At 38.9% G+C, this 18,443-nt stretch carries 17 protein-coding genes and 1 pseudogene; 7 read left to right on the top strand and 11 right to left on the bottom strand.

The features are described from left to right. Positions 1-95 precede the first annotated feature (95 nt). Positions 96-1,157, top strand: coding sequence for a M42 family metallopeptidase (locus tag BN985_RS00935; RefSeq protein ID WP_042220551.1), 1,062 nt, complete (start codon positions 96-98; stop codon positions 1,155-1,157). Between the two features lie 373 nt (positions 1,158-1,530). Here the strand turns inward: BN985_RS00935 and BN985_RS00930 are convergent, their stop codons facing one another. The 7 genes from BN985_RS00930 to BN985_RS00900 form a co-directional block, all read right to left on the bottom strand. Beyond that, positions 1,531-3,525: an acetoacetate--CoA ligase gene (locus tag BN985_RS00930; protein WP_042220549.1), complete on the bottom strand. Its 1,995-nt coding sequence runs from the start codon at positions 3,523-3,525 to the stop codon at positions 1,531-1,533. A 121-nt stretch (positions 3,526-3,646) separates the two neighbouring features. Then, the gene (locus BN985_RS00925) at positions 3,647-4,171 is read right to left on the bottom strand and encodes a type 1 glutamine amidotransferase domain-containing protein (protein WP_042220547.1); all 525 of its coding nucleotides are present in this window, start codon (positions 4,169-4,171) and stop codon (positions 3,647-3,649) included. Positions 4,172-4,234: 63 nt separating this feature from the next. Next, positions 4,235-4,645, bottom strand: a complete 411-nt coding sequence (locus tag BN985_RS00920; protein ID WP_042220546.1) for a DUF3021 domain-containing protein — start codon at positions 4,643-4,645, stop codon at positions 4,235-4,237. Positions 4,646-4,647: 2 nt separating this feature from the next. Continuing rightward, entirely contained in the window at positions 4,648-5,097 is a 450-nt protein-coding gene (locus BN985_RS00915; protein WP_042220545.1) for a LytTR family DNA-binding domain-containing protein, read from the bottom strand. An 18-nt stretch (positions 5,098-5,115) separates the two neighbouring features. Beyond that, on the bottom strand, positions 5,116-5,862 hold the full coding sequence (locus BN985_RS00910; protein ID WP_042220543.1) for an ABC transporter permease: 747 nt from the start codon (positions 5,860-5,862) through the stop codon (positions 5,116-5,118). A gap of 29 nt (positions 5,863-5,891) precedes the next feature. Continuing rightward, positions 5,892-6,794 (bottom strand): ABC transporter ATP-binding protein, encoded by a 903-nt coding sequence (locus BN985_RS00905; protein ID WP_332257404.1) that lies wholly within the window; start codon positions 6,792-6,794, stop codon positions 5,892-5,894. 145 nt (positions 6,795-6,939) lie between these two features. Further along, positions 6,940-7,188 carry a hypothetical protein gene (locus BN985_RS00900; RefSeq protein ID WP_042220540.1) on the bottom strand — a complete coding sequence of 83 codons (249 nt, stop codon included), beginning with the start codon at positions 7,186-7,188 and terminating at the stop codon, positions 6,940-6,942. A gap of 162 nt (positions 7,189-7,350) precedes the next feature. On the opposite strand from BN985_RS00900, the pseudogene BN985_RS00895 reads away from it, so the two are divergent. Continuing rightward, positions 7,351-8,838, top strand: a pseudogene (locus BN985_RS00895) (BCCT family transporter). Between the two features lie 180 nt (positions 8,839-9,018). Here BN985_RS00895 and BN985_RS00890 read toward each other — a convergent pair. Further along, positions 9,019-9,822, bottom strand: coding sequence for a DUF6574 domain-containing protein (locus tag BN985_RS00890; protein ID WP_042220538.1), 804 nt, complete (start codon positions 9,820-9,822; stop codon positions 9,019-9,021). A gap of 444 nt (positions 9,823-10,266) precedes the next feature. On the opposite strand from BN985_RS00890, the gene BN985_RS00885 reads away from it, so the two are divergent. Beyond that, entirely contained in the window at positions 10,267-12,081 is a 1,815-nt protein-coding gene (locus tag BN985_RS00885) for a TcaA NTF2-like domain-containing protein (RefSeq protein ID WP_042220536.1), read from the top strand. A 225-nt stretch (positions 12,082-12,306) separates the two neighbouring features. Here the strand turns inward: BN985_RS00885 and BN985_RS00880 are convergent, their stop codons facing one another. Together BN985_RS00880 and BN985_RS00875 are read right to left on the bottom strand one after the other, a co-directional pair. Further along, positions 12,307-12,753 carry a YueI family protein gene (locus tag BN985_RS00880; RefSeq protein ID WP_042220534.1) on the bottom strand — a complete coding sequence of 149 codons (447 nt, stop codon included), beginning with the start codon at positions 12,751-12,753 and terminating at the stop codon, positions 12,307-12,309. 126 nt (positions 12,754-12,879) lie between these two features. Beyond that, on the bottom strand, positions 12,880-13,053 hold the full coding sequence (locus tag BN985_RS00875; RefSeq protein WP_084157424.1) for a YfhD family protein: 174 nt from the start codon (positions 13,051-13,053) through the stop codon (positions 12,880-12,882). Positions 13,054-13,243: 190 nt separating this feature from the next. On the opposite strand from BN985_RS00875, the gene BN985_RS00870 reads away from it, so the two are divergent. From BN985_RS00870 to BN985_RS00855, 4 genes are all read left to right on the top strand, one after another. Beyond that, the gene (locus BN985_RS00870; protein WP_042220533.1) at positions 13,244-13,501 is read left to right on the top strand and encodes a hypothetical protein; all 258 of its coding nucleotides are present in this window, start codon (positions 13,244-13,246) and stop codon (positions 13,499-13,501) included. A 3-nt stretch (positions 13,502-13,504) separates the two neighbouring features. Beyond that, positions 13,505-14,866, top strand: a complete 1,362-nt coding sequence (locus tag BN985_RS00865) for a tripartite tricarboxylate transporter permease (RefSeq protein WP_042220532.1) — start codon at positions 13,505-13,507, stop codon at positions 14,864-14,866. A gap of 154 nt (positions 14,867-15,020) precedes the next feature. Continuing rightward, positions 15,021-16,319: an alpha/beta hydrolase family protein gene (locus BN985_RS00860; RefSeq protein ID WP_052360573.1), complete on the top strand. Its 1,299-nt coding sequence runs from the start codon at positions 15,021-15,023 to the stop codon at positions 16,317-16,319. A 29-nt stretch (positions 16,320-16,348) separates the two neighbouring features. Next, entirely contained in the window at positions 16,349-17,296 is a 948-nt protein-coding gene (locus BN985_RS00855) for an MBL fold metallo-hydrolase (protein ID WP_042220530.1), read from the top strand. Positions 17,297-17,355: 59 nt separating this feature from the next. Here the strand turns inward: BN985_RS00855 and BN985_RS00850 are convergent, their stop codons facing one another. Beyond that, entirely contained in the window at positions 17,356-18,123 is a 768-nt protein-coding gene (locus BN985_RS00850; RefSeq protein WP_042220529.1) for an exodeoxyribonuclease III, read from the bottom strand. Positions 18,124-18,443 lie beyond the last annotated feature (320 nt).

Genomic DNA, 18,443 nt, shown 5'->3' with positions numbered 1-18,443 from the left:
CACATTAGGTGACAGGCCTTTTTATTTCCAAAACATTATCAGGCAGCTATAATAGAAATAATTCGATTGTTTAGAAAAATGGGGAGTGTGCAAAATTGAAAGAACTGCTAAGTAAATTAACAGAATTAAACGGCCCATGTGGACACGAACAAAATGTAGCTTATTTTATAAAGGATTATGTAAAAGGTAAAGCTGATCACGTCGATATAGATGGGTTAGGAAATGTTATCGTTCGAAAAACTGGTACAAAGACTGGTCCTAATGTGTTACTTACTGCACATATGGATGAGGTTGGTTTTATTGTTAAAAAGATTGAAGAGAATGGGTTTCTTCGCTTTGAGAAACTGGGTGGCCATGATGATCGTATCTTACTTGCCCAGGAAGTAAAGGTGTTGGGAAGAGATAAAGAAATAGATGGCGTCATTGGCACCATATCCGCTCATTTTGTAAAATTTGAGGATCCGACTAAAGTGAGACGGCATGCTCAGCTTTACATAGACATTGGTGCACGTTCAAAACAAGAAGCAATTGATATGGGAATAGAAGTAGGGACCCCAGTTACGTATGCTCCTAATTTGAAGTGGGTGGGTCCAGACGAAAATAAGTTGGTTCGTGGTAAATCATTGGATGATAGGTCTGGCTGTGCCGTCCTGTTAAAGCTATTGAATGAATTGCAGGATGAAGACTTTGCTGGGGAAGTTATATTTCTGTTTACTGTACAAGAAGAGGTCGGACTGCGCGGAGCCCAGGCAGCAATTAATAAGCTGGAGGTAGATGCTGCCATTGCGGTAGACACCACAGCGGTTAGTGACACACCTGAAGATGGAATGGATCAAAGCTTAAAGTTGGGTGCAGGTACTGGAATTAAGGTAATGGACTTCAGTCTTATTGTGCAGCGGACCATGAAAGAACAGTTGCTTCTTCTAGCTAAAGAAAACAAGATTCCGTACCAATTAGAGGTTTTCCCTGGTATTGGAACAGATGGTGGAGCGGTAGCTTTAGCAGATAAAGGAATCCCAACAGGGGTGCTCTCCATTCCGTCCAGATATACTCATTCTCCTGTGGAAGTAGTTAGTCTGCATGATTTAGAAGCTACAAAAGATTTGGCAAAATCCTTTTTGCTTCACCTAGATGAAAAAACAGACTTCACATTCTAGAAGTTAGTTCAATTAAAATAAACTCATATTTGAAAGGGGGCTGGGACATAACGTCCCAGCCTTTTTAAAAAACGAACAATAATAAACTAAGTGCTTAATTACCGCTCAGGAAAATACTCCGCTTTCCGTGGGCACGGCCTTAGTCTCCTCAGAAGCAAAAATCGCTTCTTGCGGGGCCTTCGGACTCGTGCTGTTCCCACTGGAGTCTCCGCATTTATCCTTCGCTAAAGTGTGATTCAGATATCCAAAAATTAGGGGGGATCCGGATGTGTTCGAACTTTTTCTGCATTGCTCCGTTTGAATGTACGGTTTTTTCTTATTTGATTTTCTTATGTCCCAGCCTCTTTTCATCTAAGGTTTTATGTGCGAGAGATTAATTAAACGTTTTAGTCTCTTTTTCTGCAAACTGCGTAAAGTAGTCTAATGCATGCTTATTACTTAAGGACCCTTTGTTTACTACTTCGTCTACAGGCTTACCCATCAAAATCTTTTTAACTGGTATTTCTAGTTTCTTTCCATTTAATGTCTTTGGTAAATCTGGAACTTGATGGATAACTGTCGGTGTATGCCTTGGCGAGCAATGTTCTCGAATTTGCTTTTTGATTTTCTGCTGAGTCGCCTCAGTAAGCTCGATCCCTTCTTTCATTACTACGAATAAAGGAGTTGAAGAATCTCCATTGTCTAACGGAATATCAACTATTAAACTATCAGATACTTCTTCAATTTGGTCGACGGCTCGGTATATTTCACTGGTACCAATACGGATACCCCCACGGTTAATCGTGGCATCAGATCTTCCATAAATAACACAGGTGTGCCGTTCTGTAATTTTTAAATAATCTCCATGGCACCAAATGCCAGGAAAGACATCAAAGTAACTATCCTTTAGTCGGCTGCCAGTACTATCATTCCAGAAATAAACAGGCATGGATGGAAAAGGTGCTGTTAAAACTAATTCTCCAACCTTATCAATAACTGCCTCACCCTGTTCATTAAAACTTTCAATGCGGGCACCAAGCCCCCGACACTGTAATTCTCCCGCATAGACTGGGAGAGTAGGTACGCCTAAGATGAAGGCCGTACATACATCTGTTCCGCCACTTACAGAGGAAATCCATACATCTTTTTTTACATTATCATAGCACCATTGAAAGCCTTCAGGCGGTAATGGAGAACCTGTAGAACTGATGTTTTTGAGGTGTTGCAGATTAAATTCTTTCCCAGGTTGCATGCCATCCTTCATGCAGGAAGTAATGAAGCTTGCGCTTGTGCCAAACACGGTAGTCTTCGTTTCTTCTGCAAACTTCCATAAACTTTCCTTGTCCGGGTATACCGTACTGCCGTCATAAAGCACAATGGGAGAACCGACGAGTAATCCGCCTACAAGGAAATTCCACATCATCCAGCCTGTGGTTGTGTACCAAAAAAAGCGATCTTGTTCATTTAAGTCCATATGAAATGTCATCGCTTTTAAATGCTCGAGCAAAATGCCTCCCTGGCTTTGAACAATAGGCTTAGGTTTTCCGGTAGTGCCGGAAGAAAACAGGATCCATAGTGGCTCATTAAATTCAACTTGCTCAAAGGAAAATGAGAAATCTTCCTGTAAAGTAATTGCCTCCGACCAGGTAATACTATTTTTGAAGTTGGACATGTCACTTGCTTGGTTAAAATAAGGGATAGTAACGGTTGCTTCAAGAGTCGGCAGTTTGGCTTGTATGTTTTCCACAACCTCCATCCGGTTGAATGCTTTCCCGTTATACTGATAGCCATCTACCGTAATCATTACTTTAGGCTCTATTTGTTGAAAGCGGTCCATAACACTTTCTGTTCCAAAGTCGGGGGAAGCACTTGACCAGATAGCTCCAAGGCTTGCAGTTGCTAGAAATGCTACAACAGATTCATAGATATTGGGTACATAAGCAACGATGCGGTCTCCTTTTTCAACCCCTAATCTTTTTAAAGTTTGTTGGAATGCTTTCGTATCTGCTTCAAGTTCACCCCAAGTGGCAGATGAATTTGGTCGAGTTTCCGAAGCATGCATAATGGCAACAGCATCTTTATTACGATTGGAAAATATATGTTCTGTGTAATTAAGGGAAGCTCCTGAAAACCATTTAGCGCCAGGCATCTTATGAGAAGTTAAAACTGAATCATAAGGGTTTGAAGACTTTATCTTAAAATAACTCCAAAGACTTTCCCAAAAATCCTCTACCTGATCAACTGACCAATTCCATAGAGAATCATAGTTCTTAAAATCCAAATCTTTATGTTCACGGAGCCAATTCATATAGGTTGTAATGGCTGCCTTTTCTTTTTGATCATCACGTGGCTCCCATAATAGTGTGCCTTCTTTTATTGTGCTGCTCATTCTACCCCTCCCCAAAAATATGCAGTACTGCCTTTATTATATGAAAACGCTTTCTATGTGTAAAGAAACAAAAGCTCACGGTTTAAGGCGTGAGCTTTTTTCTTGGAGAACCAATTTTGTCCTATTCACCTGCTAATTTGTCTGCGAAGGCTTTCACATATGGTGGAAGATCAGGTGGGCGACGACTAGAAATGATATGTCCATCTGTTACAACAGCTTCGTCACTCCATGTTGCCCCAGCATTCGTCATATCATCCTTAATTCCTGGTGTGCTGGTTACGTTTTTACCTGAGAGAATGTTGGCAGAAATAAGGACCCAGCCTGCATGGCAAATTTGCCCGATTGGTTTTTTTGTTTTATCCATTTCGACCACCATGTCTAGAACTTCTGGATAACGGCGTAATTTATCAGGTGCCCATCCACCAGGTACTAGAATAGCATCATAATTCGCTGCATTTATATCCTCGAAGGCATATGCAGACTCAGCGGGAACACCATACTTTCCAATATAGGTTTTGCCAGCTTCTTTACCAACCAAATCCACTTGTGCCCCTTCTTCCTGTAGACGAAGAATGGGATACCAAAGCTCTAAGTCTTCAAAATCTTGTTCAACGAGTGCAATGACTTTTTTATTTTGTAGTCTCATCTGTTTTCCCTCCATTCTACTTAAGTGTAACAAAGACACGTCTGCTTTTCGATTTAAGCACACTTAGTCATTTTTATTTAACTGTTCATTCATGGAACTTTCTACTTTTTTATAATACGAGTAGTAACCAAACCAAACAATAGAATAGATGATGACAAAGATAACAAAGCTGAGCAAAGCTGCTACCCAATTGAATGGCACCCAACCTACAGTGAAGGCAATAATGAAGTAGACGGTTAGGGATAAACAAAAATGAATGGTTGTTTGCTTTAAATAACTTCCTTCATCATCACTAAAAATATAGGTTGACAGACCATAATATATTCCGATTAACATACTTGCACCCATATGCATCCAAATCTCGGAGACTGTAGATTCAAATTCGTTAAATTTCATGATGGTTAAGGCAATAAAGGTAAAGATTCCACCGAAAGCAATACCAATCAGGGAACGTTTTGCGATTTCTAGTATCATCTTTATTGCCCTCCCTTCATTAACTGGTCTTTTATTGGCTTTACATATTTTCTTGTTATATATTCTTTATTTCCTGATTGAAAATAGACACAGAGATTTCCGTTAAAAGATAATTCAAATCGTTCAATTCTTCCAAGATTGCCGATAACGGATTTAGAAAATCGCATAAAGTGGTAGGGGAGAAGGATATCTTCTATTTCGTAAAGCTTCATTCGAAGCTCTAATTCTCGACTTTTCGTGACAGCAAAGACTCTTCTTTTCTGTGCATAAATATAGTCAATATCTTGTGGATCAAGAAGGATGGTCTGCTCCTCATCCACACCGAACAAACGCCGCTGTTTACGTCTTTTTATTACGGCAGCTATCTCCTCAAGCTCCTCTGTCCATTCCTTTGCTTGAATGGTGACAGAAGTTTCATCATGTTTTTCATCTATCTCTATATTCAATCTCATCGTTATCCCCCGATTTCATTACCCCCGTGCCATCTTAAGAAAGGCCGGGTAGCGTAAAATGGCGATCGTAAACGCAGTAGCTCCATATAATAACAAGACGGAAGCAGGTAACAGAATATCGCTCGTTTGCATAGTCCCCTCCATTCCTTGCTGAAAAGCTTGATGCGCCCAATACTGTGGTAAAAACTTACTGAAAGATTGTATGAAGGACGGCATCATGTCTATTGGCATCCATAGCCCGCTGAGAACAGCACCTCCGAGAGCTATAACTTGCGTAATGGCTATACCCATATTGTTCGTTTTCACTAATAGCGAAAGCGCCAATCCAATTCCCGTAACGGTAAAGGTGAGAAGTAGGGAAACAATTAGCAAGGAAAGCGGTTGCTCCAGTGGAATATCATAGACAAGCTTTCCGAACAATAGCAAAACAAGAATCTGAACAAACACAATATACATGTAGGGAATCCACTTCCCAAGTAAATATTTATAAGCTGGAAGGGGAGTGCTTGCTATACGTGCTGTCATGCCAAGTTCCCGATCCTTAATAAAGTTAGCAATCATGGTAATGAGAATAAAAAAGACAAACATTACGGTATAGCCGGGAACGATAGACAGGATAACCTGCTCTCTCGCAACACCTTCTGTACCGGAAGTGAAAACAGAAATAAATAACACAGTGAACAGAATAGGCAACAATAGCATCCAGAATAATAAACCTCTGTCCTGAAGGTTCTTCAACAATTCCAATGATATAATCGAACGCATCGTATAATCCTCCTCTTAGTTTAGCATATTTAATCACGCAGTTGGCTTCCTGTAAGGGAAAAGAAGACATCCTCGAGTCTCGCTTGGCTTAGTTCTAGTTGCTCTGGTTGAGTGGCATGATTTTTGCAATGAATAATCACGCGTTGCATGACTTCTATGGGATTGTCCGTTAGTAAAAGGTACCCATCTTTTCTAGGGGAAAGGCTGAAATCCCCCTTTTCCTCAGGGATACAATTTTCACCCTTGAGATAAATAGAGGGAGTGACATATTTTTGTAATAGCACGTCGACACGGTCGTTCTCCACAACCATTCCTTTATCAATAAATATTGCTTCATCACATAATTGCTCAATCTCCTCCATATAATGACTGGCATAAATAATCGTACAGCCTTCGTCTTTTAACTTTTCAATCATACTAAAAATATAACGTCTTGATTGTGGGTCAATGCCAACAGTTGGTTCGTCCATAATAATAAGGTCCGGTGTATGCATTAAGGCGCAGCCAATGTTTAACCGGCGTTTCATTCCACCCGAGAACGTGTTCACCCTGTGCTTTGCTTTTTCGGTTAGGCCAATGTCGTTTAAAACGTGGTTAATCCTAGTTCTAAGCATTTGCCCTTTTAAGCCATAGACCTTTCCGAAAAAGGACAAGTTGTCTCGGGCCGTTACGGTTTCCTCTAAACAAATTTCCTGGGGGATATAGCCGATCAGTTCTTTGGAGTAAGCCTGCGGGGAATTGGTGAATTCTACGCTCCCATGAAAATCCTGTATGATTGAAGCGATGATTTTCAATAATGTTGTTTTGCCAGCTCCATTTGGTCCGACTAATCCATAACATTTCCCACTGGATAGGTTTAGCGAGACATCACGTAATGCCACGTTCTTTCCATACTGCTTTTTAACTTGATTTAGTTTTAACAAAGTTCTCACCTTCCTTTATATACAGTATGGCAAAAGGAAGTAGTAATTGGTGACTTCAAAGGATAACATGATGTTTACAATGCATAAGTTGGCAAAAAAATTGAACAGCATGCAAAAAAACACACCTGCTTTTAACAGGTGTGGCTTCATAAATTTACTTTTTGTTGTAGGAAGCGAATTTAATGTAATTTCTCTCATCCTCAATCAGTCCACATGCCCCACACTGAATCTTATACTGCGGTCCGCTATAGTCCATGTGGAAAATTTCTGTTTGTTCATTTGCATAATCCTGTACGATATCTCCTGTCGCGGGATCAAGCTTTACTGGCTTAGCATGTTGTTCAATAATATTAAATCTAGTTCGGTTCGTTTTACAATTCGGGCATTGATATGGCTGGCTCATCTTTAACCACCTCCATCCTTACTTTTAACATGTTAAATAAATCCAAAATTATTCTATTAATTAAAGGGAGAAGTTTCAGATGGTTTAAAAAAGGGTAAAAAGTTTGCTAGTGTATAAAGTAAGATTTTCCTTAACAAATAAATACATATATGGGGTGAAAGGATGAAAAGTGTTACGAAAGTGTTTTGGTATTCACTAGCAGTGTGTACCGCTGTTGTTATCTGGGGAGCTATCTCACCAGGAGCTCTAGAGTCTATAACTAATACGATAACAACCTTTATCTCTGTAAATTTCGGGTGGTATTATTTATTAATTGTCATGCTCATGTTGATATTTAGTGTATACTTAATTTTTTCAAAATACGGTAAAATCAAGCTTGGTAAGGAACATGATAAACCTGAATTCAGTCTTCCTTCCTGGTTTGCCATGCTTTTTAGTGCTGGAATGGGAATGGGTTTAGTGTTTTGGACTACGGCAGAGCCTGTTTCTCATGCCTTTCTCACTACTCCAGGAGCTGAGACTGGCTCTGAGCAAGCGATAAAGGACGGTTTAAAATTTTCTTTTTTCCATTGGGGTGTACATGCCTGGGCAGTATACGGGATCGTAGCACTAGTCCTTGCATATTTTAAATTTTACCGTGATACACCGGGTCTTATTAGTGCTACGCTTGTACCGCTATTTGGTAAAGATGCTATGGAAGGAATTGCAGGAAAACTCATTGATGTGCTAGCAGTTGTTGCAACGATCTTCGGAGTAGCAGCAACACTTGGATTTGGCTCTGGTCAAATTACGGGAGGTTTATCCTTTTTGTTTGGCACTCCCGATTCATTTAGTGTTCAAATAATAGTGCTTGTTGTCGCGACATTACTATTTATTGTTTCTGCATGGTCGGGAATTGGCAGAGGGATAAAATACTTAAGTAATATAAACATGGGGCTTGCTTTTGTGCTATTGCTACTATTGTTTATTGTTGGTCCTACGCTCTACATTTTAAATATGTTTACAAATACTTTAGGGAACTATATTTCTGACTTTTTTGATATGAGTTTGCGTCTGGCCCCACTAGATAATGACAATCGAGGATGGATTAATTCTTGAACTATTTTTTATTGGGCATGGTGGATCTCATGGGCACCGTTCGTTGGGATATTTATTGCAAGGATCTCGAAAGGTAGAACGGTTAAGGAGTTTATGCTTGGGGTCTTAATTGTGCCACCAATCGTTTGTTTTATTTTCTTTGCGGTGTTTGGTGTGTCCGCATTAAATCTTGAACAAAACGGCATTGCGGAGATATCGGCTTTCTCACTTGAAACATCTACCTTTGGTGTATTGGCTGAATATCCGCTTGGCACCCTCATGTCGATTATTACGCTGTTTGTTGTAGCAATCTTCTTTATCACCTCAGCAGACTCTGCAACCTTCGTATTGGGAATGTTAAGTACAAACGGACTGTTAAATCCTACTAATTCAGTTAAAATTCTATGGGGATTGACTCAATCAGCAGTCGCCGCCATTGTCGTATATTTCGGAGGGACGCAAGGGCTGCAGAATATGCTCATTATCGCCGCTTTGCCGTTTTCCATTGTTATATTATTGATGGGGGCTTCTTTTTTCAAAATAGCAAACGCGGATCATAAGCATAGAAAGTAAAGCTTGATTCAATATTGAAGAAAAACCCCTTATATCCAGTAGGAAACGTTTATTGGATATAAGGGGTTTCATGTGCTCTATTAATCAGCAAACACTCGGCATTCAGCATCCTTTTACTGAATAACAAGTCAACAAATTTTAAGAAAAACGAGGAAGAGTGAAGGCTCCTTTTATAGTATTTTAGAAAACAGGATAAAGATTTTCTTCTAAATCATTAATAATATTTGAGAATACTACATCACCTAAAATATAAAGAATGAGTGAAATTAAAACGATTGTTGCCAGACTAAGATAGACTTTTTGCCCCTTTATATTTATATTTGATGCCTTTTCATAGACAAACAATACAGGGATAAATATAAATACCAATATGAAGGATAAAGCTAAAGGAAATAATGTCAATTCAATCGATCCCATCAGACCTCCAAGCATTGCGACGAGATTCAATCCAGTAAAAGGCACAAGGATACTACCATACTGAGCGATTACTGTTTGGAATGATTCTTGGTTCTTTGCTATTTTTATCATTACAAACGAACTTCCAAAGGTGATAGCTAGCATTATAATGACACCAAATATCAACCTGGTTGTTAACTCGAAAAATGGAACGGATTGAACGAAATAACCACCAAATGAACGTACAAGTGAATTAGCAAGAAAATAAATACTTAAAGAATAAATAAGTGCAAATAAAGCAAGTGTGATTAAGCTGTTTGTAAAATGCTTTTCTGTCAAAGCAAAGGCTTGTGTCGGGTTTTTAAGTAAATTTAAGAAATAAGACCAGTAATGACTTACACCCTCTTTAAATTTAGATGAAGTTATTTCGCTGGCTGTTGTCACTGCAGCTTGTTCAGATGCAGTTCTTACTTCCTGCTGCTGTGTACTATGGTCTTGCCCGTCAGCTATTGTAATTACTTGTTCCCCGCAAACACCACAAAACTTACCGGAATCCTGCTGTTGGTTACATTTTGGACATATTAACATTATAAAACTCCCCTATTAATTAAAATTATCTTACTGATGAGAAACAGATTCTATCTATGTATTTAGTATTACCAAAGATTAGAATGATAGTGAAAACCAATTTATGTAATCAAACAAATTTGTTTGTATAACATTTAACTCTCTGCTTTCCTCCTTTAAATATAAAATTAGTCATAATTTCCTATGTATATCAGACTACAGTTATACATTATAGCAAATGTTTTTATGTTTTAAAGGGTGTTTTACAAGGATATTTGTTAATTTTCTATTTTTATAAGCTGAAATCTAGTGAAAAAGTCACCAAACAGAGATTTGTATTGCAAAAAAATAGGTAATTGGTATTATGTAAGTATTCTATTTATCTTAGTAGAGCAAGATTACGAGGGGGAAAATTATAAGATAGTAGATATTATAATTAAATATGAGAAGGAGGGTGTTATACATATGAATAAATTTTGTAAAGAGTGCGGGAGCCCCATAACTACCTCGTTAAATTTTTGTCAGCATTGTGGACATCAATTGGAAAAAAAGAACGAAACTCGTCGTAGTCAAACTAAATCATCTATAAAAAAGAGGCAACATACGAATTATACAAAGAAGCAAAAAGTCATTATAAGTATTGTAGCAGTTATTTTAATTATGTTTGCTGGTTTTTATATGTGGGGGAAATCGTATGTATCAGCCGAAAAAACAGTAGAGAGGTTTGTACAAGCATTAAAAGACGAAGATGAGAAAATGATTCAAAATACAGCTGTTTTAAGCTATGATTCGGAGCTTTCTGATACGGAAGCTAGAGCTTTGGCTGCATTAGCAAAAGCGGATAATGAACCTATTGATTTAGCTGTTTCGCAACCTGATGAATTTTTAAGGAAAAACGAACTTTTTACACTGGTTCAAAATGGAAAGTGGCTTGGAATTTTTGATCGTTTCAGCATTGCAGTAAAGCCTCAATATATTGAGGTTTATAATCCTTTCAAAGATGTAACGAATACATTTGATGGTGTCGAATTCTCTATTCATAAGAATGACGATAACCGTATTGTGTATGGACCGATGTCTCCAGGAATTTATAATTTAAATAGTAATTTTACTGGTGAATATACTGAGGTTGAGGCCAATGACAAAGTTACTCTTGCAGATGCGGATAGTGATTCAATTATGCATGAGGTTCACTTAGATGCTGATTATGTAACGTTAGACCTATATAATGAAAATGGGATTCCTATTGAAAAAGCTTACCTTGAAATGAATGATCAAAAGGTGAATTTTGGTGACAGTTTAATTATTGATGAACTAGGACCATTAAATTTAGACGGATCAGTTACAGTAACCCCAGTTATTGAAACAAAATGGGGAAATGTAAAATTAGATAAGCTTAAATTAGAAAAAACGTATTATGAGCTGACTGTAGATAAAGTAAGTGGGGATTTAACCGACATGATATCAGCAGAAATCCTCACATATGGGGAAGGATATGTTAAGGCACATGCTGGATATGATGCTAAAGTGTTCACCAATATTACAGGTAATATGAAAGAATCATTTGTGTCAAATTTTGAATACTACAGTAACGATAACAGCTATTTCACAGGGCAATTAGATAAAATAGAAGTTGATTTCAACAATCTTTCTTTTTACGAGGAAGACTCACACATGTCAATTCCAACAGCTTTTTATTTTACTTCTGCATTTCATAGTAATGGTGAAGAAGCTGAGTTGGATGAAAGAATTGATTATTGTAATCTAGAATTGGTCTATCAGGAAGGTAAGGAACACTGGTTGATAGATAATTGCCAAACCAATAGCTGGTATAGTGGCTGGGATGATGGTAATGATTTGGAAGTATTGGAAGGATCAAAACAATTGCAGAAGGCAAATGTCTCTAAAAGTGTTTCAGCGGATGAAAAGACAAGTGACGACTATATTGAAGAAGTAACATTAAACTATATTTATAAGTTGGTAGAGGCAATTAATACAAATAACTATGAACAAGTAAGACCTTTCATTAAAGATGGAAGTGATTTAGATGCTATGCAATCAGATCTTGTAGACCGGTTAAATGAGAATGGCATAGAGCAAGAGGTAATTAGTGCCACCGTATCCAACATCAATGAACAAGATGGAAAATGGGTTGTGTCTACGAATGAGAAAATTAAGATCATATATGAGAGTGGCGAAGAGGAGACAAATGATTATGTCTGGAAATATACTGTTGAAGCAGATGGTGACAATATTTTACTAGTAAATATTGAGGAATAGAGAGAGCTGTACCGAGAAATCGGTATGGTTCTTTTGGTCAAACAATGCAAATATACCGCATCTACTGAACGGTACGTTGGGCGGTAAGAGAGATAGGTAGGGTAGGCCCCCTACTCGATTATAAAAATTAAGTTTTAAAACACTTTTCGGCAAGATAATACAAATAACTTCGCTTTTTATAACTAATAAGCAAATTATAAAAGGGCTTCCAGATCTGGAAGCCCTTTAATCTAAAAAGATTTTTTTGATTTTTGAAAGGAAACTCGTATTTTCTTGCTCTTTGCTCTGTTTCGTTTCTTCAGGTTCTTCCTCCATAAAAATGTTTTCCTTATCAATTGCATGATCATAGGTCAAAACTGCACCAATTTCGGTGTCGCTCTCTTCGTTTGTGATAGTTGTATACGTAATATTATACTTTTTAGCCAATTCCTTTTCTTCTTTCAAAAAACGATAAGAAACATGCCCATTTATCAGTAATGTGGTGTTCGGATTTTCCTTCATTGCTTCTTCTAACTTTTTCACACCTTTATCCGTCATAACCTGACCAATTGTCAGGGCAAGGACAATTCTTTCTCTTAAAGTCCCTAGAAATTGCTTTCGTTCTGCATCCTTTGGTAGGCGAGTGCCATACATTCCTTCTGTCAAATAGTCGTCTACGTTTTTGTTTGCCACCTGAGATACCCCGCTTTCTATACTATATTTTACACCTCCGAGTGCCAGTGGTAAAGCCTAGCCAAGCGCCTCTTGTCTGCATATGAATAAAGGATGCAGGGCTTTTCTCTCCCTGCATCCCTTTATCTACTTCTTTTTTGCTCTACGATCAGCAGCTTTGCTTCTTTCTTGTGCTTCTAAATCATCCTGATCGGCTAGTTCTTTCGAAAATTCGATGTCCACCCCATCTGAATCCTTCAGATTTTTAGGTGTTTGTGCAAGAAAATTATTCTTTGAATTTCGATGTTCATCCCTGCCCATGATTGTCACCTCACTTCTGAGATTTACATGGTTAGTATGTGCAAAGACGAATAACTTCTACATGGGAATATTTATCTGTTTTTGTCATAGCGAAGAATATTAAAAAGACCTTCGTACCCTTGTACTTCATTTCAAGCAGGCAACCATGTATAATGATAAATCATACACTTTTTGAAGGAGTAGTAAGTAAATGAATAAGACGCAGAACCGCCCAGAGGGTGGAGAAAATAATATCGAAGTATGGGAAGATCTTGTCCGAATTAAGGACCTGGTACTAAGTATTGCCATATGTACGGTAATAACACTTGGTGCTTATTTGCTTGCGCCAAATGAACCACCGAAACCATTAATATATGGGTTAATTGGTGCTGTAGTAGGCTTCATAATAAGTAGTATTGTAGTTAAACCAAAGCGCACACTCCGTTTCGATGAGGGAGGGGAGGAGTAACATATGGAAATTACACTTATCTTAGAAATGGTTACTGCCTCCGTTATTGGCGCAATACTATATACGATAATTGGTATTGCACCAGGAACAGATGAGACCGCAGTTCTGGCACCTGTCACGCTGGCTCTTGTATTATCTGGGTTCGAACCAATCGTTATTTTAGCGTTTTTTATTTCTGCTATCATTGCAAAAAAATTAACCGATTCCATACCTGTGGCCATCGCGGGGATTCCAGGCGGGGTGATGTCAGCACCAATGGTAGAACACGCCATGGTACTCAAAAAGCATGGCATGCCTGAGGTAAGCATTCGCAAAATGGCTTCTGGTTCCGTTATTGGAACGTTCATTGCTGTGCCAATGAGTTTGCTTTTAGCTAATTTAATCATCCCATTGTCAGATGTCATTACCCAGTACTCCAATCAAATATTTCTTGGAGGAGCTATTTTTCTTGCGCTAATGTCAAAAAAACGATGGGTGTCCTTGCTTTCCATTATCCCGTTTGCTTTTTTAATTCAGGGGTTAAGGATTGCTTATTGGGAGACAGGCATTGTGCCGGAGGATGTCACGGTATTTACTTCTTTCTTCCTCGGTATTACCATTGGACCAGTTATTTTAAAACTAACTGAACTACTGAGTGGTAGGGTTAGAAGGCAATTGCCACGCTTTGGATTAAAGGAAATTGTGCTTAAAAAAGCAAAAACGGAAAAAGGATTCCCAAATCCGTTTAAGATTTTAGATAGAAAAGAAATTGGAACAACATCTTTTTCTTCTGTTTTAGGTGTCTTAACATTTTTTATGAGTCCTGTAGGAATGACAATTTTCCTTGGGGAAACACTAACAAGTAGGATTAAGGATCCTGTTAAAAAAGCAACACGCGCCATATCCAGTATGGATGGTTTAACAAATGCAGCGTATTTATCTGGTACACTCATTCCGCTTATTGCGATAGGTTTACCTCTATCTCCTACTGCAATTGGACCAGCAGGGGCATTATTTAATGCACCACCAGTTTTTACCCCGGAAAATAACATTCATCACATGTTATCAACAAGTGACTTTATTATTGCTACAGTAATCGGGGCAATTGTCGCAATAACCATTACTTTTTATGTAACGATTAAATATGCACCACAAATTTGTGCCTTTGTGTTTCGTTTTATTCCTCATGAAGCGATGCTAGGTCTGTTTTTTGGTCTAGTTATTATGCTTGCCTTTATGGACGCAGGTATAGTGAATGTTGCAGGGGTACTTTTAATTGCACTTGTTGCAGGTTTTCTTCATCGAAAGGGAGTCAACTATGGAGTGCAATTTATGACCTTATATGCTGCCCCATGGCTAATATCTTTGTTTTTACCAGGTATGTAATGGGCAATATTTAGTTTGAAAATTAGAGTAAACAACATCCTTCAGGTAAATAAAGGGTGTTGTTTTTTATTTCTTTAATCAGATACCCCGTTTTGGAAACCTTTGCATTCGATAACCGTATTACAAAATAAAGAATGAAGAGGGAGGGTGTGTTTTGTCGTACCGAACTGGTGGTTTTTTGCTAGCTTGTCTTGTTTTCTTACTTGTAGCATGTGCATCGAATGGCGAAGATGGGGCTGAAACAATGACACATATAGGGAATTGGAATGGGGAGATCATCATTCCGGGACAGCCACTTGAAATTGAAATGACGTTGGATGATGAGAAAGGCGGTACAATCAGTATACCAGCACAGGGTCTTGAGGATTACCCGCTATCTACAGTTGAGATAAAAGAAGATCAACAGATTGTTATTACCATGACTATACAAGGACAGGTCCTTTCCTTTGATGGTACGCTAAATGGACAAGAAATGACAGGAACGTTCACGCAAAACGGGCAGGCGTTCCCTTTTGAACTTGTTAAAGGAAACAAGGAGAAAGAGGCAGAGGAAGATGGGGAGTTTTTGAGCATAGAGACAGAAGAAGGTACATTATATGGGGAAATAGAGACACCGAACTCTGAGGGCCCACATCCTGTCATGCTCATTATTCCTGGGTCGGGTCCTACAGATAGGAATGGAAATTCGCCAGCAATTCCGGGAAAGAATGATAGCTTAAAGCTGCTTGCAGAGGAGCTTGCAGAGAACGGAATTGCCAGTCTTCGTTATGATAAGCGTGGTGCTGGAAAAAACCAGCAGGCAGTTGTTGCGGAGTCTTCTTTAAAGTTTGAGCAATTTATTGAGGATGCCCAAGGGTGGTTAGACCTATTGGCTAATGACCCATCTTATACTAAAATTGGGGTTATTGGGCATAGCCAGGGCTCCTTAACTGGGATAATGGCAGCGCAAGCAACTCCGGTGGATGCGTTTATTTCATTGGCTGGCGCGGGTCGTCCGATGAATGAGGTGCTCTATGAGCAGTTAGAAGAGCAACTTTCCAACAAACTACTTGAAGAAAGTAAGGCAATCCTTGATAAATTGAAAAACGGTGAAGTGACTGAAAACGTGGCAGATGAGCTTCATTCTGTTTTCAGACCAGCTGTTCAGCCCTTTCTGGTATCATGGATGCAATATGATCCTGCAAATGAACTTGCTAAATTATCTAGTCCAGTGCTGATCGTCCAAGGTGAGCATGATATTCAAGTAAATCAGCAGGAGGGAATAGCTCTACAAGAAGCAAGTCCAGAAGCTGAAATGGTTACAATTAACGGGATGAATCATGTACTAAAAGAAGCTCCGAAAGAACGAGAAGCGAATTTGCAAACATATAGTGACCCATCATTGCCTGTCGCTTCTGAATTAATGGATGAGGTAATACGTTTTCTGAATCAACATCATTTCATAAGTGAATAAGCAGTATTTAGGAAAAGGAGGAGAAGGAGTTGGAAGAAAAAAGACCGTTACAGCTAGATAATCGTATTTATTTAATTGACGGGTTTGATTTAGGTGTAGCTGACCGAACGGGTTCCTATATTATTACGGAAGAAAAGCTAACAATCGTTGAAACAGGGCCAAGCCCATCTATAAAGCATGTAAAAAAAGGCCTGGAAGCACTTGGTTATCAATTGACAGATGTAGCATACATTGTACTCACACACATTCATCTTGACCATGCAGGTGGAGCGGGCCTGCTAATCAGGGATTGCCCAAACGCAAAGGTTGTCGTACATCCGAAAGGAAAGAGGCATTTAATAAATCCAAAGAAACTGGCAGCAGGGGCAAGAGCTGTATATGGGGAAAGCTTTTCTGATCTATTTGACCCGATTGTACCGATAGAGGAAGAACGTCTACTAGTTAAGTCAGAAGGGGACGTGCTAGAAATCGGACAAAATTGTGTTCTGGAATTTTGGGACACTCCAGGGCATGCGAAACATCATTTGGCCATTTTTGATCCAGTAAGCAACGGACTTTTTGTAGGGGATACGGCCGGTATTCGTTATCAGCAGCTAGCCAATCGAGAGGTAGATTTTTTCTTGCCTTCAACATCTCCAAACCAGTTTGAACCTAACAAAATGGAAGAGTCAATTCAGCGGATGCAGGCTAAAAAGCTCGATCGCCTTTATTTTGGGCACTATAGTATGACAGAGAAGGCAGAGTTTGCCTTACAGCAAGTGCTAGAATGGCTGGAAGTTTTCATGGAAGAAGGCGAGCAGGTGATAGCTGAAGGAAAAGGATATGATGAGCTTGCAGAGCGCCTCCTTGAGAGGGTGCAAAGGACATTACGCTTAAAAGGGGTGCCAGATGATCATGAAGTATATATTTTAATCAATCTGGACCTTCAGGTTAGTGCATTAGGAATCATGGACTATTTTAAGAAGCTGAAACAATAGTTATAGAGACAACAAAGGGACCCGGATAATGATGTTCGGGTCCCTTTAGTCTGTCTATTTTATCGAACTTTAGGTGCTTCCATCTCTAGCATGATTGGGCAGTGATCACTACCTAGTCTGTCTGGATGAGCTTCTGAACGAAGTAGATTCTCCTTGAGTCGGTCGGACACAATAAAATAGTCTATCCGCCAGCCGACATTTCTTTCCCGAATGGTTTTCATATAGGACCACCATGTATAAATACCTTCCGTTTCTGGGTGGAAATACCGTAAACTGTCGGTAAAACCACTATCGAGCAACCGACTCATTTTTCCACGTTCTTCTTTTGTAAAGCCTGAATTTCCGTGATTTGTTTTGTGGTTGCGTAAGTCGACCTCCTGATGTGCAACATTTAGGTCACCACAATACACTACAGGTTTGTCAGCATCTAGAACTTTTAAATACGTATAAAGCTCGTCCTCCCACTCTAATCGACCATCTAGTCGTGTAAGATCTCGTTTAGAGTTAGGTGTATATACATTTACTAAATAAAATGCCTCATATTCTAGTGTAATGATTCTTCCTTCTTCCTCTGTATCAGAATCACCTACTCCATATTTTACATTTAATGGTTTTTCTTTGGTGAACACGGCCGTGCCAGAGTAGCCTTTACGTTCTGCATAGTTCCAGTATTGGTAATAGCCTTCAAGATCTAATTCAAGCTGACCTTCTTGAAGCTTAATCTCCTGTAAACAAAATATATCAGCATCTACCTCTTTAAAATAGTCCATAAAGCCTTTGCGAACACAGGCACGGATGCCGTTCACATTCCAAGATACGAGTTTCATAGAATTTATTTAACCCCTTTTTATCCCGGAGCAACCGTCCGTAAGACTCCCACTTCAAAACATGAAGTGAAACAGTGATGTATAAGTGGGAGTAAACGGACGCTAACACCCCGATTCGTTCAACTAACAATCAGTGGGGGATATTGAAAACCCCCACTGATTGAAGTTTCACTTTATTGTATTTCATTATTTTATCATACTATTAGTGGAACCGTTAAAGCTCGCGTTCGCGAGAAGTTAAAAAATCCCCTTGACTCCCAAGTGTACTAACCATATAATACAGGAGAAGAGCGTATTAACAGGTTAATACAGATATTTTT

Source organism: Oceanobacillus manasiensis (genome assembly GCF_000724085.1).
GTDB classification, from domain to species: Bacteria; Bacillota; Bacilli; order Bacillales; family Amphibacillaceae; genus Oceanobacillus_B; species Oceanobacillus_B manasiensis.
Note: the sequence above shows the minus strand (reverse complement) of the source record. Positions and strands in the feature narration are given on the sequence as shown.

Excerpts from the sequence above, each read along its gene's own strand:
- BN985_RS00930 (WP_042220549.1), bottom strand. The coding sequence starts at position 3,525 with ATGAGCAGCACAATAAAAGAAGGCACACTATTATGGGAGCCACGTGAT.
- BN985_RS00925 (WP_042220547.1), bottom strand. The coding sequence starts at position 4,171 with ATGAGACTACAAAATAAAAAAGTCATTGCACTCGTTGAACAAGATTTT.
- BN985_RS00920 (WP_042220546.1), bottom strand. The coding sequence starts at position 4,645 with ATGATACTAGAAATCGCAAAACGTTCCCTGATTGGTATTGCTTTCGGT.
- BN985_RS00915 (WP_042220545.1), bottom strand. The coding sequence starts at position 5,097 with ATGAGATTGAATATAGAGATAGATGAAAAACATGATGAAACTTCTGTC.
- BN985_RS00910 (WP_042220543.1), bottom strand. The coding sequence starts at position 5,862 with ATGCGTTCGATTATATCATTGGAATTGTTGAAGAACCTTCAGGACAGA.
- BN985_RS00900 (WP_042220540.1), bottom strand. The coding sequence starts at position 7,188 with ATGAGCCAGCCATATCAATGCCCGAATTGTAAAACGAACCGAACTAGA.
- BN985_RS00890 (WP_042220538.1), bottom strand. The coding sequence starts at position 9,822 with ATGTTAATATGTCCAAAATGTAACCAACAGCAGGATTCCGGTAAGTTT.
- BN985_RS00885 (WP_042220536.1), top strand. The coding sequence starts at position 10,267 with ATGAATAAATTTTGTAAAGAGTGCGGGAGCCCCATAACTACCTCGTTA.
- BN985_RS00875 (WP_084157424.1), bottom strand. The coding sequence starts at position 13,053 with ATGGGCAGGGATGAACATCGAAATTCAAAGAATAATTTTCTTGCACAA.
- BN985_RS00870 (WP_042220533.1), top strand. The coding sequence starts at position 13,244 with ATGAATAAGACGCAGAACCGCCCAGAGGGTGGAGAAAATAATATCGAA.
- BN985_RS00865 (WP_042220532.1), top strand. The coding sequence starts at position 13,505 with ATGGAAATTACACTTATCTTAGAAATGGTTACTGCCTCCGTTATTGGC.
- BN985_RS00850 (WP_042220529.1), bottom strand. The coding sequence starts at position 18,123 with ATGAAACTCGTATCTTGGAATGTGAACGGCATCCGTGCCTGTGTTCGC.